General features: G+C 71.8%; 14 protein-coding genes. 8 read left to right on the forward strand and 6 right to left on the reverse strand.

Features of this window, described 5'->3' with window-relative positions; translation table 11 throughout:
• Window positions 1–70: 70 nt before the first annotated feature.
• Window positions 71–241, reverse strand: coding sequence for a hypothetical protein (locus tag ACIBCT_RS23695; RefSeq protein ID WP_399191919.1), 171 nt, complete (start codon window positions 239–241; stop codon window positions 71–73).
• A 128-nt stretch (window positions 242–369) separates the two neighbouring features.
• Window positions 370–1,314 carry an NADP-dependent oxidoreductase gene (locus ACIBCT_RS23700; protein WP_399191921.1) on the reverse strand — a complete coding sequence of 315 codons (945 nt, stop codon included), beginning with the start codon at window positions 1,312–1,314 and terminating at the stop codon, window positions 370–372.
• 79 nt (window positions 1,315–1,393) lie between these two features.
• On the opposite strand from ACIBCT_RS23700, the gene ACIBCT_RS23705 reads away from it, so the two are divergent.
• On the forward strand, window positions 1,394–1,822 hold the full coding sequence (locus tag ACIBCT_RS23705) for a winged helix-turn-helix transcriptional regulator (RefSeq protein WP_399191923.1): 429 nt from the start codon (window positions 1,394–1,396) through the stop codon (window positions 1,820–1,822).
• Between the two features lie 416 nt (window positions 1,823–2,238).
• Entirely contained in the window at window positions 2,239–2,541 is a 303-nt protein-coding gene (locus tag ACIBCT_RS23710; RefSeq protein ID WP_399191925.1) for a hypothetical protein, read from the forward strand.
• 175 nt (window positions 2,542–2,716) lie between these two features.
• On the opposite strand, the gene ACIBCT_RS23715 is transcribed toward ACIBCT_RS23710, so the two are convergent.
• The gene (locus ACIBCT_RS23715) at window positions 2,717–2,971 is read right to left on the reverse strand and encodes a Smr/MutS family protein (RefSeq protein ID WP_326638573.1); all 255 of its coding nucleotides are present in this window, start codon (window positions 2,969–2,971) and stop codon (window positions 2,717–2,719) included.
• Window positions 2,968–3,231, reverse strand: coding sequence for a hypothetical protein (locus ACIBCT_RS23720; RefSeq protein ID WP_399191927.1), 264 nt, complete (start codon window positions 3,229–3,231; stop codon window positions 2,968–2,970). Before ACIBCT_RS23720 ends, ACIBCT_RS23715 begins: the two co-directional genes overlap by 4 nt.
• 382 nt (window positions 3,232–3,613) lie before the next feature.
• Between ACIBCT_RS23720 and ACIBCT_RS23725 the strand changes: the two genes are divergently transcribed.
• Entirely contained in the window at window positions 3,614–6,922 is a 3,309-nt protein-coding gene (locus ACIBCT_RS23725; RefSeq protein ID WP_399191929.1) for a S8 family serine peptidase, read from the forward strand.
• Window positions 6,923–7,104: 182 nt separating this feature from the next.
• On the opposite strand, the gene ACIBCT_RS23730 is transcribed toward ACIBCT_RS23725, so the two are convergent.
• Together ACIBCT_RS23730 and ACIBCT_RS23735 are read right to left on the reverse strand one after the other, a co-directional pair.
• Window positions 7,105–7,533 carry a CBS domain-containing protein gene (locus tag ACIBCT_RS23730; RefSeq protein ID WP_399191931.1) on the reverse strand — a complete coding sequence of 143 codons (429 nt, stop codon included), beginning with the start codon at window positions 7,531–7,533 and terminating at the stop codon, window positions 7,105–7,107.
• A 93-nt stretch (window positions 7,534–7,626) separates the two neighbouring features.
• Window positions 7,627–8,826, reverse strand: coding sequence for a helix-turn-helix domain-containing protein (locus ACIBCT_RS23735; RefSeq protein WP_344904129.1), 1,200 nt, complete (start codon window positions 8,824–8,826; stop codon window positions 7,627–7,629).
• A gap of 183 nt (window positions 8,827–9,009) precedes the next feature.
• Here ACIBCT_RS23735 and ACIBCT_RS23740 point away from each other — a divergent pair, with 183 nt between their 5' ends.
• From ACIBCT_RS23740 to ACIBCT_RS23760, 5 genes are read left to right on the forward strand one after another with little or no spacing between them, the layout of a single operon-like run.
• Window positions 9,010–9,843, forward strand: a complete 834-nt coding sequence (locus ACIBCT_RS23740; RefSeq protein WP_399191933.1) for an ABC transporter ATP-binding protein — start codon at window positions 9,010–9,012, stop codon at window positions 9,841–9,843.
• A 59-nt stretch (window positions 9,844–9,902) separates the two neighbouring features.
• Window positions 9,903–10,736 (forward strand): ABC transporter ATP-binding protein, encoded by an 834-nt coding sequence (locus ACIBCT_RS23745; protein WP_399192267.1) that lies wholly within the window; start codon window positions 9,903–9,905, stop codon window positions 10,734–10,736.
• The gene (locus tag ACIBCT_RS23750; protein WP_399191935.1) at window positions 10,733–11,623 is read left to right on the forward strand and encodes a branched-chain amino acid ABC transporter permease; all 891 of its coding nucleotides are present in this window, start codon (window positions 10,733–10,735) and stop codon (window positions 11,621–11,623) included. The genes ACIBCT_RS23745 and ACIBCT_RS23750 overlap by 4 nt, the downstream gene beginning before the upstream one ends.
• Entirely contained in the window at window positions 11,616–12,743 is a 1,128-nt protein-coding gene (locus tag ACIBCT_RS23755; protein ID WP_399191937.1) for a branched-chain amino acid ABC transporter permease, read from the forward strand. Before ACIBCT_RS23750 ends, ACIBCT_RS23755 begins: the two co-directional genes overlap by 8 nt.
• A 4-nt stretch (window positions 12,744–12,747) precedes the next feature.
• Window positions 12,748–14,028, forward strand: coding sequence for an ABC transporter substrate-binding protein (locus ACIBCT_RS23760; protein ID WP_399191939.1), 1,281 nt, complete (start codon window positions 12,748–12,750; stop codon window positions 14,026–14,028).
• Window positions 14,029–14,239: the final 211 nt, after the last annotated feature.

Consider the following 14,239-nt stretch of genomic DNA (forward strand, 5'->3'; position numbering starts at 1 on the left):
AAGTGGCGTCCTCACCGCTCAGAGGCCTCGGCCCCCGGAAACGCCCGGCGCGCCCGGCCGGGACGTCCCCTCAGGCGAGACCGCCTCCATCACCCCTCGTGCGCCGCTGCGCCCAGCCGGCCACCAGACCGGCGACGAACATGACGGCAGCGATGATCAGCAGCCATTTCAGGGCCTTGACCACGATGGCGATCGCCCCGAGGACGATCGCGCCCAGCATGAGCAGCAGGACCCACACCACGTCGGGCCTCCTCGGTTCGGTTGGGGATCCCTGTGAGCATTCCCCTTCCGGGCCGGTTTCACGCGGTCGTCCGCCATGTCCGGATCATGGCACGGGCCGGACTTCGCCAGGACCGGCCGGTCCGCCGGTCACGGGGTGAGGACGATCCGGCCGCCGACACCGCCCTTCTCCAGCAGCTCGTGCGCCTCGCGCGAGCGCTCCAGTGGGAGCGTGTGCGCGACCCGGAGGGTGAGGACGCCGTCGTCGACGTACCCGGCCAGCTCGGCGAGCCGGTTCCCGTCGGCGAGGACCTCCTGCACGACGACACGGGTGCCCCGGATCGGGGGCGGCGCGAACGGGGCGACGAGCGCGACGAAGACGCCGCCGCCGCGCAGCGCCTGGTGCGCCGTGATGCCGAGGATCGCGGCGTCGATCACCGCGTCCACACCGCCGGGGACGATCCCGCGCACCACGGGCCCGAGGTCGTCGGAGGAGGTGACGACCTCGTCGGCGCCCAGGGCGCGGACCCGGCCGGCGTCGTGCGGGCGGGCGAGCGCGATCGTCCGCAGCCCGCGCAGCGCCGCGAGCTGGAGCGCGAAGCCGCCGACGCCACCGGAGGCGCCGGTGACCAGGAGCGTCGAGCCCGGTTCCAGGCCGGCCAGGTCGAGGGCTCGGTCCGCGGTCAGCGCGTTCAGCGGGAGGGTGGCCGCGTCCGTGAGCGGGACGGACACCGGGGCGGGCGCCAGGGCCTGCTCGTCCAGCACCACGTACCCGGCGTGCGCGCCCCCGGCGAACAGCAGGTCCCGCAGCCCGACGACCGGGTCCCCCACCCGGAAGCGGGTGGCTCCCGGCCCGGTGGCGTCGACGTGCCCGGCGACGTCCCAGCCGAGCCCGAACCGGGGCATCGGCGGCATCAGGCCCGCGGCGATGAGGCGTCCCGCGCGGGCGGACAGGTCGATGGGGTTGAGCGAGGAGGCCTCGACCCGCACCAGCACCTGACGCGGCCCGGGCTCGGGAATCGGGCCCTCGGCCAGTTCGAGGACCTCCGGGCCCCCGGGCGTGCGGACGACGATCGATGTCATGGAGTTGTTCACGGAATGAACGCTAGGCAGCGGTGGTTGGCCCCGGGAAGAAGGCACTTGCGAGTGCCTGGAGTACCCGGAGGAACCCACCGTGACCCTGAGCGCCGCGCAGAAGCGCGAGATCACACGGCAGGAGTACAACGCCGACCTCGCCGAGTGCCCGGGGCACGAGGTGCTCGCGACGCTGAGCGACAAGTGGGTGACGCTGATCGTCGACGCGCTGGCCGACGGGCCGCTCCGGCACGCCGAGCTCGCGCGGACCGTCGCCGGGGCCAGCCGGAAGATGCTCACCCAGACCCTGCGCAAGCTCGAACGCGACGGCCTGGTCGGCCGCACCGTCACCGCCTCGATCCCGCCGCGCGTCGACTACGAGCTCACCCCGCTGGGCCACAGCCTGCTCCCGATCCAGCGGGCCATCAAGACCTGGGCGGAGACCCACATCGAGGCCGTCCACCGCGCCCGCGACCTCTACGACACGGCCGAGGAGCAGGACCCGCCGCGGGCCACGCCCCGCCCCTGACCGCCGGGGCGGAGTCCGGCTCGGCCATCGCCGCTGCCGCGGCTCGGGCGGGGATAGCAGACCCTCTGCACGGCTCGCCTGTCGATGTTCCGCGCCTGATCCCGGCATCCGACACGGTTCGGCCCGGAACCGCGGCCATCGGCACGCGTCGGGCCGGTGTGGACGTGCTCCACGGCACCGTCGTCGATCCCGGCCCCCGGAGGAGTCCGGCGAACGACCTCCGGCCGACTACGACGGTGTGACGCACCTGATCGCCGCCGCGATGAAGTTGTCGGCGTCGGCTCGGACTGTGGGGACGGGGACGACGACCGGCTCCGGGATACACGCCGGATCCGCGCGGCCTCTAGGCTTTGCCCGTGAAGACGGACGACTTGACCGGGCGCATCGGCGCCAGTGTCGCGGTCCTGATCGGGGACGTGGCTCTGTTGACGGCTGCGGGGTTCGCCATCGACCGGGCACGCAACCGGGGCGTGCTGTGCGACGGCGCCACCGTGCTCTGCTCGGGCGGAGACCCCTCTCCCGCGCAGTGGCAGGCGGAGATGGCCTTTCGCTCCACCGTCGCCTACGGCTCCTTCGCAGTCGTGGCCCTGATCTTGATCGTTACCGTGGTTGCCGCCTGGCGGCGCCGACGTAACGGCATCGTGGTCGTGCAGCTCATCGCCTTCGCGGCCGTGGCGGTGCTCGGCGCTCTGTGGGAGCCGTACGTTGCGCAGCACTGACAGGTCTCTGCCCTGAAGACCGGTACTCAGCAGAGCCTCATCACGCTGCCGCGCAGGGCACACGCGGGGCACGTCACAACGGAATCGCCCGCGACTCGATGAGACCCGGAGGGACGAGGAACCCGGGTCGGACGCGGTTCACGACGGGTCTCCGCGGGCCGGAGACCCGTCCTTCCTACTTGTAGCGGAAGTAGACGAAGAGCCGGCCGTGGTTCTTGGCGTCCTTGTCGATGCGGTGGTAGAGGGCCTTGATCTCCTTCTGCTCCAGGAAACGCAGGACCTTCTTCTTGAGCTGGCCCGAGCCCTTGCCGGGGATGATCTCGACCTCGGTGGCCTTCTTCCTGATGGCCTCGTCGATGACGCCCCGCAACGCCTTGTCGATCTCCCCGCCCCGGTTGTAGATGGGGTGCAGATCCAGCTTGAGCTTCACACCGTCCCCTTCACCGCCAGGCCCGGGGGCCGGACGTGACACCGATGCCGGCGGAAGACCGGCGCCCTCCAGGGTACGGCCTGCGAGCCGTCACGGACAGGTGGCGTACGGCCCGCGAGACCGGCGCGGGCGGGGGGCGGACCCGCGGGCACGACGTGGACGACGTGGACGACGTGGACGACGTAGACGACGTAGACGGCGCGGACGGCGCGGACGGCGCTGCGGGCCTTCCCGGTCGCCGTGGACCGTGCGTCCGCCAAGGACGGGAACGTGGAACCCGGCCGAAATCGCGGTACAGGCGCACGCTCGGACAAAAGCGACACAAAAGGCTCTCATCAAGCCCGAACACGTTCTCCCGGAACCCCGCAGGAGTCTGCACTGAAATCTGACCAATTAATTGGTTGATTGTGTCAATTTCACGATCTAGGCAAATAAATCCTCTCTGGTTAGGCTCCCTCTGATGATCGGCCGCTCCTCGTGGGCGGCCGGTCGCGTCACCCGACGGGGAGGGTCGAGGCCTTGCCAGGCATGCCCTGCCCCGGGCACGCGGGTGACCGTCCCCCCTCCCTGCCGCGTGAGCTGTTCACGTTCCAACAGGGAGGTCCGTTGACCAGGAAGCCCCACTTACCGAGGATCAGGCGCGTGGCGGTGCTCGCCGCCGGCGTCGGGCTCGTCGCGGCGATGGCGCCGCCGGCGAACGCCGATCCCACCCCCACCCCCACGCCGTCCACCAAGTGGACGGCGACCCCCCTGACCGGGGGTGAGCCGGTACAGGGCGCGAAGTCCCCGACCGGCAGGCTCGCCCGGAGTGACGAGGGGCTGCTGAAGTCCACCTCGGGCGCCACGGTCAACGTGATGGTGAAGCTCGACTACGACTCCTTCGCCGCCTACCAGGGTGGCCTGAAGGGGCTTCCGGCGACGAGCCCGGCCAAGACCGGGAGGGCACTCGACGTCAAGAGCGGCGACGCCAAGAAGTACCAGAAGCACATCGAGGACGTGGAGAACGGCTTCCTGGCCGCGCTGGCGAGGAACGTTCCCACGGCCAAGGCGGGCCAGAAGCTGCGGACCGTCTACGGCGGCATCGCGCTGCGCCTGCCCGCCAACAAGGCGGCGGCCCTGCTCAGGCTTCCCGGTGTGGCCGCGGTCCAGGAGGACAAGCCCGAGCAGCTGCTGACCGACTCCAGCCCGGAGTTCATCGGCGCGCCCTCGATCTACAACAAGCTGGGCGGCAGCTCCTCGTCCGGCAAGGGCGTGGTCGTCGGCATCCTGGACTCCGGTGCCTGGCCGGAGCACCCCCAGTTCGCCGACCCGGGCACGCTGCCCGCCGTGCCTCCGACCAAGGACGGCACCCCGCGCGTCTGCGACTTCGGCGACAACCCGCTGACCCCCGCGGCCGACCCGTTCACCTGTAACCGGAAGGTCATCGGCGGCGCGCCGTTCCTGGAGACCTACAACGCGATCTACCCCGGCGAGGTCTACCCCGACAGCGCCCGCGACTCCAACGGCCACGGCACCCACACCGCGACCACCTCGGCGGGCGGCCCGGTGGCCGACGCCAACCCGCTGGGCATCAGCCGCGGACCGATCCACGGCATCGCCCCGGCGGCGCACGTGTCGGTCTACAAGGTCTGCGGCGTCGAGGGCTGCTTCCCCTCCGACTCCGCCCAGGCGGTCGGCCGGGCCATCCTCGACGGCGTCCGCGTGATCAACTTCTCGATCTCCGGCGGCACCTCCCCCTACAGCGACCCGGTGGAGCTGGCCTTCCTGGACGCGTACGCGGCGGGCGTGCTCGTGTCGGCCTCGGCGGGCAACGCCGGGCCGGGCGCGGCGACGGTCAACCACGTCTCCCCGTGGGTGACGACGGTGGCCGCCTCCACCCAGACCAGGACCTTCCAGTCGACCATCACGCTGGCCGGTTCCGGCGGCGCGACGGCCACGCTCAAGGGCGCCTCCATCACGCCCGGCCTGCCCACGCCGCTGCCGCTGGTGCTCGCCTCGGCGCCGCCGTACTCCGACCCGCTCTGTGAGGCCCCGGCGCCCGCCGGGCTGTTCACCGGGAAGATCGTCGTCTGCGAGCGCGGCCCCGGCCGGGTCATGAAGGGCTACAACGTCAAGCAGGGCGGCGCGGCCGGCATGATCCTGTACAACTCCAGCCCGCTCGACGTGATGACCGACAACCACTGGCTCCCGTCGGTGCACATCGACAAGCCCGAGGGGGACGCGCTGCTGGCGTTCCTGACGGCCAACCCCGGAGCGACGGCCTCGTTCACCCAGGGCACCAAGACGACCTGGCAGGGCGACGCGATCACCACGTTCTCCTCCCGCGGCCCCGGCGGCGACTTCCTCAAGCCGGACGTCACCGCTCCCGGCCTGCACATCCTGGCCGGTCAGACGCCGACCCTGGAGGACCCGGCCGGTGGCCCGCAGGGCAACCTGTACCAGGCCATCTCCGGGACCTCGATGTCGTCGCCGCACGTCGCGGGCTCGGCTGCGCTGCTGTTCGCGCTGCACCCGGACTGGACCCCCGGCCAGGTGAAGTCCGCGCTGGAGACGACGGCCAAGACCTCGGTCACCAAGCAGGACCGCGTCACCCCGGCCGACCCGTTCGACACCGGCGGCGGCCGCATCGACCTGACCAAGGCCGGCGACCCCGGCCTCACCCTGGACGAGACCGGCGCGAACTTCGCGGCCTCGGCCGCCGACCCGCTGAACCGCATCGACCTGAACCTGCCGTCGGTGAACGCCCCGATCATGCCGGGTCTCATCACCGCCGAGCGGAAGGTCACCAACGTCACGGACAAGACGCTCATCTTCACGGCCACGGGCAAGACCGTCAGCGGCGCCAACATCACGGTGCTGCCGCCGCTGCTGAGCGTGAAGCCGGGCAAGACCGCCACGTTCAAGGTGGTCATCACCGCTCCGGACCTGCCCGAGGGCCAGTACTTCGGCCAGGTGGACCTCAAGCAGGTCGGCGGCTCCCGCAAACTGCACCTGCCGGTCGCGTTCTTCCGCAAGGAGGGCGCCATCCCGGTGGACCAGACCTGCGTCCCGGCCACCATCGCGCGCAACACCGGCGAGTCCACCTGCACGGTCACCGTGAAGAACGAGACCCTCGAGGACGCCGAGGTCACCGCGGTCAGCACGCTGGACTCCAAGCTGCGGCTGAACTCGGTCACCGGCGCCGCCAAGATCGGCACCCAGATCGCGACGGCCAAGACCACCCTGGCGGCCAGGCAGCCGGACAGGCCGGGCATCGCCCCGGGCACCGGCCCCGCACCGTACCTGCCCCTCGACGCCTTCGGCATCGCCCCGACGCCGATCGGTGACGAGCAGGCGCTCAACTTCACCGTTCCCGCCTTCCAGTACGCGGGCAGGACCTACACCAGGATCGGCGTCGTCTCCAACGGGTACACGATCGCCGGAGGCAGCGCGGGAGCGACCGACATCTCGTTCCAGCCGCAGACCCTCCCCGATCCGGCGCCCCCGAACAACGTGCTGGCCCCGTACTGGACCGACCTGGACGGCACCGGCACGCCGGGCGTCTACGTCGGGACCCTCACCGACGGCGTGAGCGACTGGCTCGTCGTCGAGTGGCGGGTCAACCCGTACGGCACCACCGACACCAAGGTGTTCCAGCAGTGGATCGGGCTCAACGGGACCGAGGACATCACCTACACCTACGACCCGGAGAACCTGCCCGGTGACCCCCCGGCGGGCTACGGCCTGACCGTGGGCGCCGAGAACGCCGAAGGCACGGCCGGCGGCCAGATCAGCGGCCCGCCGACCCAGGACCTCCGGGTGACCAGCACGCCCGGCGCTCCGGGCGGCACCCTGAGCTACACGATGAAGATCAAGGGCGTCAGTCCCGGGGCCGGGACGGTGACGACGGGCACGTCGACACCGCAGGTCAAGGGCGTGACCATCGAGGTCGACAGGATCACCGTGCAGTAGGGGCGGAGCAGCACGTGCGACGGGCCCGGCGCGAGGCGCCGGGCCCGTTCGTCGTCTCCGTGCCCCGGCGGCCTTGCGGGCCTTGCCGCGGACCGGCCAGGGGCCCTCGTGGACCGCTCGTGGACCGCTCGCGGGCCCGTCCCGGCCGGCCGTGCCCGGGACGGGCGCTACGGGCCGCGGGATCAGTGCTGGAGGTAGTCGACCAGGTAGGCCTTCTCGCTCTCCAGGGCCTCGATCGAGCTCTTGACCACGTCGCCGATGCTCACGATCCCGGCCAGCCGGCCGGAGTCGACGACCGGCACGTGCCGGATGCGGTGCGTGGTCATGGTCTGGCGCAGGTCCTCGACGTCGGCGTCCGGAGGGCAGGTACGGACCTCGGTCGTCATGATGGACGAGACCGCGTCGTCCAGCACGCCCGCGCCGCGGTCGTGCAGCCGCCGCACCACGTCGCGCTCGGAGACGATGCCGGCGATCGACTCGCCGTCCTCGGACACCACCACGGCGCCGATGTTGTTCCCGGCCAGAACGGCCAGGAGCTCTGTGACCGTCGCGTCCGGGCGCACGGTCGCCACCTGCGTCCCCTTGCCTTGCAGAATCGTACCGATCAGCATCGACACCACCTCGGTTCGCCTGGCGCGGGTATCCCTTTCCTTTGCCCGATCGAGCCTCGGGCTAAGCGTCCGAAGGAGCAAAGGGTGTGATTGTTACGTTACGGGTAGCAGCCGTACCGCGTCGAGGGCCAGGGTGAGCTCCACGATGTCCAGCGGGCGTGCCAGCGAGCGCCCGGTGAGCTGCTCGATGCGGCGGATGCGGTTGAAGACCGTGTTGCGGTGGCAGTAGAGCTGCCCGGCCGCGCGCATGGCCGAGCCCTCGCAGCGCAGCCACGCCTCCAGGGTGCCGAGCAGCACCTCGCGGTCGGCCTGGTCGAGGGCGAGGATGGGGCTGAGCACGGCCCCGCTGAGATGGCCGGCGAGCTCGGGCTGGCTGACCACGAGCGCGGCGGGCAGCCGGTCCTCCAGCCGGGCGATCTCCGGGCCGTCGCCCACGCAGGTCCGCAGGGCCAGCTCGGCGAGCCGCCGGGCGCGGCCCAGCTCGGCCAGCCCCTCGACGACCGGGCTGATCCCGGCGCAGCCGGTGACGTGCGGGCGCAGCTCTCCGGCCAGGTCGTCCATGCCTGCCTCGTGCAGCAGCACCACCGAGACCTCGTAGTCGGGGCGCATCCGCCACAGCAGCCGCATCGTGCCCAGCGAGGTCGGCCGAGGCTCGTCGTCGCCGTGGTCGTGCCGGCCGGGCAGCCGGGTGATGACGACGGCGTACCGGCCCAGCTCGGGCAGGTCGAGCGCGGCGGCGGCGCTGCGGACCAGGGCGGCGTCGGCCCGGTCCTCCAGGAGCGCGTCCAGCAGGGACTGGACCCTTTCGGCTGTGCGGCCGAACATCTCGGCCTCCCGTCTTCGATAGGCCTCGGCGGCGGCGATGGCCTGCCGATCGATGGCGTGCCAGACCTTGGTGGCGCTGCGGATGAGCACGGGCAGGCTGTCGGAGTCCTCCTCGGCGACGACGTCGATGAGTCCGTCCCACATCACCTGCGCCGAGAGGCGGTAGCTGCGCAGCAGTGAGTCCATGGGCAGGCCCTGCTCGGCCCTGCGGCGGGCGGTCTTCTCCGCCTGGGGCAGGTCGCGCCGTTCCGGCCTGGGGAGCAGAATGGCTCCGATGCCGTCGCGCATCGCCTCGTACACGCTCTGCCAGTGGTCGTCGGTCGGTACCATCCGGCGATAGGCCTCGTCGGTGTCGCGGATCTTGGCGACGAGTTCGTCGGTCAGCTCGGGAAGTCTCAGCAGCAGCCTGCGAGCGGCCAGCCGCATGATCCTGCGTACTTCGTCGTCGGTGACGGGCCGGGTCCCCATCCGGTGATGGTGTCAGCAGAACACGTACGGAACAAGGTTCTGTTCTGTTTCGTGATGAGGGGTTGTGCCGGTGCACAACCCGCACCCGTCCGGCCTGGGCGCCCGCCCCGACTTCACGCCCGCCTCTGGACGCCGGTGAACCGCCTCGGTTGGGTGCGTTCATCGGCTGTCAGGAGGCAGAACATGGACGTGCACGACCCTCGCCCGCCCGGGGACTCCGGGCTGGTCGTCAGGGATCTGGCGGTGAGCTACGGCCCGGTCCTTGCCCTGCGGGGTGTCTCGCTGGACGTCCCGCGCGGCTCGGTCGTCGCGGTGCTCGGCGGCAACGGCGCGGGGAAGTCCACCCTGCTGCGCGCGGTGTCGGGCACCCTGAGGTTCCACCGGGGCGGGATCACCTCCGGCGAGATCGCCTTCGGCGGGAAGCGCCTGTCCGGGGCCGCCACCTCGTCGGTGGTGGCCGGCGGCGTCGTCCAGGTTCCCGAGGGACGGCGGGTGTTCGCCCGGATGACCGTGGAGGAGAACCTGCGGGCCGGCGCGCTCGGCGCTCCCGACCGGCGCGCCGCGGCCGAGGCCAGGCGGGAGGTGCTCACGCTCTTCCCTGTCCTGGCCGAGCGCGCCGGGCAGCGCGCCGGGCTGCTGTCCGGCGGCGAGCAGCAGATGCTCGCCATCGGCCGGGCGCTGATGGCCTCCCCCAGGATGCTCCTGCTGGACGAGCCCACCCTCGGCCTGGCCCCGATGATGGCCGCCCGGATCGCCGACACCGTCCGTGAGATCAACGCCCGGGGCACCACGGTCCTGCTGGTCGAGCAGAACGCCGCGATGGCCCTGACGCTCGCCTCGCACGCCTACGTACTGGAGGTGGGCGAGGTGGTGCTCTCCGGACCGGCCGCCGAGCTCGCCGCCAGCGACGAGGTGCGCCGCCGCTACCTGGGCATCGAGGACGCCCCCGAGGAACTGCCCGCGACCGGCCGGGCCGCCGCGTCGTCCCGCCCGGTCCTGGCGAGGTGGTCGTCGTGACCGAGGCGACCGGGACGGGCGGGGGAACCGGCGTGAGCACGACATACCAACCAGGCGGTATGGAGGACTCCGTCCCCCGGCTGGAGGTCCGCGACGTCACGGTGCGGTTCGCCGGGCTCACCGCGCTGGACGCGGTCGGCTTCACCGTCGAGCCGGGCAGCGTGCACGCGGTGATCGGGCCCAACGGGGCGGGCAAGTCGACCTGCTTCAACGTGCTGTCGGGCGTCTACCGCGCCACCTCGGGCAGCGTGCGGTTCGGCGACGCCGAGCTGACCGCGCTGGCCCCGCACCGTATCGCCGCCCTGGGCGTGGCGCGCACCTTCCAGAACATCGCGCTCTCCGCGCACCTGTCGGTACGCGACAACCTCATGCTCGGCCGTCACCGGCTGACCCGCGCCGGGTTCGTCTCGTCCGGGCTGCGGCTGCCGTCGGCCCGCCGCGAGGCCGCCGCGCACGGCGAACGGGTGACCGAGATCGCCACGTTCGTCGGGCTCGCCGAGCGGCTCGCCACCCCGGTCGGGCTCCTGCCGTACGGGGTGCAGAAACGCGTGGAGCTGGCCCGGGCCCTGTGCATGGAGCCGCGGCTGCTGCTGCTGGACGAGCCGGTGGCCGGGATGAACGGCGGCGAGCGGCGCGACATGGCCGAGCTGATCATGGCGGTGCGCGAGAGCCTCGGCATCTCGATCCTGCTGGTCGAGCACGACATGGGGATGGTCATGCGGCTCGCCGACGCGGTGACCGTCCTGGACTTCGGCAGGCGCATCGCCGACGGGACGCCCGCCGAGGTGCAGAACGACCCCGGCGTCGTCCGCGCCTACCTGGGCGCGGCGGCCGAGAGCGTCACCATCGACGGCATCGACGGCGCGGACGGGACCGGAGGGGTCACTTCATGATCACTTTTCTTGAGCTCCTGGTGAACGGGATCTCCGTCGGGGCCGTCTACGCGCTCATCGCCCTGGGCTTCGTCATCATCTTCAAGGCGACCGAGGTGGTGAACTTCGCGCACGCCTCGCTGCTGCTGGTCGGCGGCTTCGTGGTCGCCAAGCTGCACCCGTCGGTCGGCTTCTGGGCGGCCCTGGCGCTGGGCGTCACCGTGGCGGCCGTGGTGGGCGCGCTGATCGAGTTCCTCATCATCCGCCGGGCGAACGTCACCTCGCACAGCGTCCTGGCGATCGTGACGATCGGCGTCGACATCGTGCTCGTCACCGAGCTGACCCGGCGGATCGGCACCGACGTGCTCGCCCTGGGCGACCCGTGGCGCGACCGGGTGCTGCACCTGGGGGAGGTCAGCGTCGCGCAGACCCGGGTGGTCGCCCTGGGAGTGGCCGCCGCCCTGATAACCGCGTTCCTGCTGGCCTTCAAGTACACCAACTGGGGCATCGCCATGCGGGCCACCGCCGAGGACTCCGAGACCGCCGCGCTGATGGGCGTGCGGCGCGGGCGGGTCTCGATGGGGGCCTGGGCCGTGGCGGGTGCGCTCGCCGCGGTCGCCGCGCTCTTCCTGTGCGTCTTCCCCACCCCCGGGCTGGACCGCAGCACCACGTTCGCGGCGATGAAGGCGTTCCCCGCGGCGATCCTCGGCGGCCTGGACTCCACCACCGGGGCACTGGCCGGCGGGCTCATCATCGGCGTCACCGAGGCCATGATGAGCGGCTACCAGAACGACCTGGCCTTCCTGGGACGGGGCATCGGCGACGTCGCCCCGTTCCTCGTGATGATCGTGGTCCTGCTCATCCGCCCCGCGGGGCTGTTCGGGACGAGGGAGCTGGCGCGTGTCTAAGAAGGTCATCCTCGCCTGCGTCGCGCTGGCCGCGGTGGCGGTCGCCGTGCCGTTCTACCTGGAGGGCTTCTGGCTGCAGGCCGGTCTCTTCGCGATGTCGGCCGCGATCGGGGCGATCGGCATCAACCTGCTGACGGGTGCCACCGGCCAGCTGTCCATGGGCCACGCGTTCTTCCTCGCGGTCGGCGCGTACGCCTACGTCTACTTCTCCTCCGAGCCCGAGGGCGGCGCGCACGCCCTCGGCGGCCTGGGCCTGCCCACCCCCCTGGCCGCGCTGCTCGCGGTGGTGGCCGCGGGCGCGGCCGGCGGGCTGTTCAGCCCCATCGCCGGCCGCCTGAAGGGCGCCTACCTGGGCATCGCGACCCTGGCGCTGATCTTCGTCGGCCAGCACGTGCTGTTCAACGCCGAACCCGTGACGGGCGGCTACAACGGGCGCCCGGTGCCGCCGATGGAGCTGTTCGGGCTCGTCTTCGCCGACACCCCCGAGCTGGTGATCGCCCAGGTGCCGTTCGGGGCGCTGGAACGGCTCTGGTTCCTGGGGCTGGTCCTGCTGACCGGCGCGGCGCTGTTCGCCCGCGGCGTGCTGCGCGGCAGGCCCGGACGGGCCATGAACACCATCCGCGACCACGAGATCGCCGCCGGGGTGATGGGCGTGCCGGTGGCGCGCTACCGCGCCGGGGTGTTCGTGCTCTCGTCGATGTACGCCGGGCTGGCCGGGGTGCTGGTCGCCCTGGTCTTCCAGCGGACCGTACCGGACTACTTCGGCCTGCTGCTCTCCCTCGACTACCTCGCGATGATCATCATCGGCGGGCTCGGCTCCGTCGCGGGCGCGGTCATCGGCGCCTTCTTCATCTCGATGCTCCCGCAGGTGCTCAGCCGCTACAGCGACGCCCTGCCGCTGGTGGCCGAGCCTGGATCCGGTGGGGTCTCCCCCGCCGAGGCGGCCCGCATCCTGTACGGCGCCGCCGTCGTCGTCATCGTGCTCTTCCTGCCCGGCGGGCTGCTCGGCCTCGCCAGGCGGGCCGGTCTCGCCCTGCGAGGGCGGGCCGGCACCGCCGCACCCGCGAGGCAGGCCCCGCTGTCCCCCTCTCCCGCCCCGTCCCCCGACCCAAGGAACTGATCACATGCGAAACTCGAGAACCCCGGTCCGGCGCATGGCGGCGCTCGCCGTCCTGGCCCTGGCCGTCACCGCGTGCGCCAGCGAGAAGGCCACCGGGGGCAGCGGGGGCGCCGCCCCCTCCGCCGTCGGGGGGGACGGTGTGAAGACCGGTCCCGGCGTCACCGCGGACAAGATCACTCTCGGTCTGATGACCGACCTCACCGGCCCGTACGCCTCGTTCGGCAAGAGCCTGACCCAGTCCCAGCAGCTGTACTTCGAGCAGGCGAACGCGGCCGGGGGCGTGTGCGGGCGGCAGCTGGAGGCCCTGGTGCGCGACCACGGCTACGACGCGCAGAAGGCGGTCGCGACCTACACCGAGATCGCCCCCCGGACGGTGGCGCTGGCCCACGTCGTGGGCTCGCCGATGGTCAACGCCATCAAGCAGCGCCTCGAGGCCGACCAGATGCTCACCATCCCGCAGGCCTGGGCGACCGCGCTGCTGGGCAGCAAGCCGATCCAGGTCACCGGGACGACGTACGACATCGACATGATCAACGCGGTCGACTTCCTGACCAAGGAGAAGGGCGTCAAGTCCGGGGACAAGATCGGCCACCTGTACTTCGAGGGCGACTACGGCGAGAGCGCGCTGAACGGGTCCAAGTTCGCCACCGGCAAGCTCGGGCTCACCCTGGTGGAGCAGAAGATCAAGGCCACCGACCAGGACATGAGCGCCCAGGTCGCGGCGTTCAAGGCCGAGGGCGTCAAGGCCATCCTGGTCTCGGTCGGGCCCCGGCAGACCGCCTCGCTCGTCGGTGTCTCGCTGGCCAAGGGCATGGACGTGCCGTTCGTCGGCAGCAACTCGGCCTACTCCCCGCAGCTGCTGCCCACCCCGGCCGGGCCCGCGCTGCTGAAGGACTTCTACTTCATGACCGCGGGCACGCCGATCAGCGCCGACAACGCCGCCATGAAGAAGCTGGCCGCCGACTACGCCGCGAAGTACCCCGACACCGCGATCGACAGCGGCGTGGCCGCCGGTTACTCGTCGGCGGCGATCGTGGTCGACGCGCTCAGAAAGGCCTGCGAGAACAAGGACCTGAGCCGGGCCGGCGTGGTGGCCGCGCACCGCAGCCAGTCGGCCTGGGGCGAGGAGTTCGGCGCCGTGATGGACTTCACCTCGTTCGACAGGCCCGCCTCGCTGCTGTCGTACGTCGTCAAGCCGGACAAGGAGGCCCTGGGCGGCGCGAAGATCTTCAAGGAGGCCGCCACCTCCGACCTGGCCAAGGAGTACCAGGTGCCGGTCGGCTGACCGGCGGGCCCCGGCCGGGCGCCGACCGGACCGGCCGGATCGGCCGATCAGGCCGATCAGGCCGTCGGACGGGCACCGGCCGGGCACGGTTCCGGGTACGGATCGGGAACGGGCCGTCCGGTACGGATCGGGGAACGGGCCGCGTCGCGGTCGTGCATCACCGGGGATGCGCGGCCGTGGCGCTCCGGTTAGCGTGGACGGCACACGCAGA

It is taken from the genome of Streptosporangium sp. NPDC050855 (genome assembly GCF_044456585.1).
GTDB classification, from domain to species: Bacteria; Actinomycetota; Actinomycetes; order Streptosporangiales; family Streptosporangiaceae; genus Streptosporangium; species Streptosporangium longisporum.

Coding starts and splice junctions, on each gene's coding strand:
- ACIBCT_RS23730 (WP_399191931.1), bottom strand. CDS start 7,533: ATGCTGATCGGTACGATTCTGCAAGGCAAGGGGACGCAGGTGGCGACC.
- ACIBCT_RS23735 (WP_344904129.1), bottom strand. CDS start 8,826: ATGGGGACCCGGCCCGTCACCGACGACGAAGTACGCAGGATCATGCGG.
- ACIBCT_RS23740 (WP_399191933.1), top strand. CDS start 9,010: ATGGACGTGCACGACCCTCGCCCGCCCGGGGACTCCGGGCTGGTCGTC.
- ACIBCT_RS23745 (WP_399192267.1), top strand. CDS start 9,903: ATGGAGGACTCCGTCCCCCGGCTGGAGGTCCGCGACGTCACGGTGCGG.
- ACIBCT_RS23750 (WP_399191935.1), top strand. CDS start 10,733: ATGATCACTTTTCTTGAGCTCCTGGTGAACGGGATCTCCGTCGGGGCC.
- ACIBCT_RS23760 (WP_399191939.1), top strand. CDS start 12,748: ATGCGAAACTCGAGAACCCCGGTCCGGCGCATGGCGGCGCTCGCCGTC.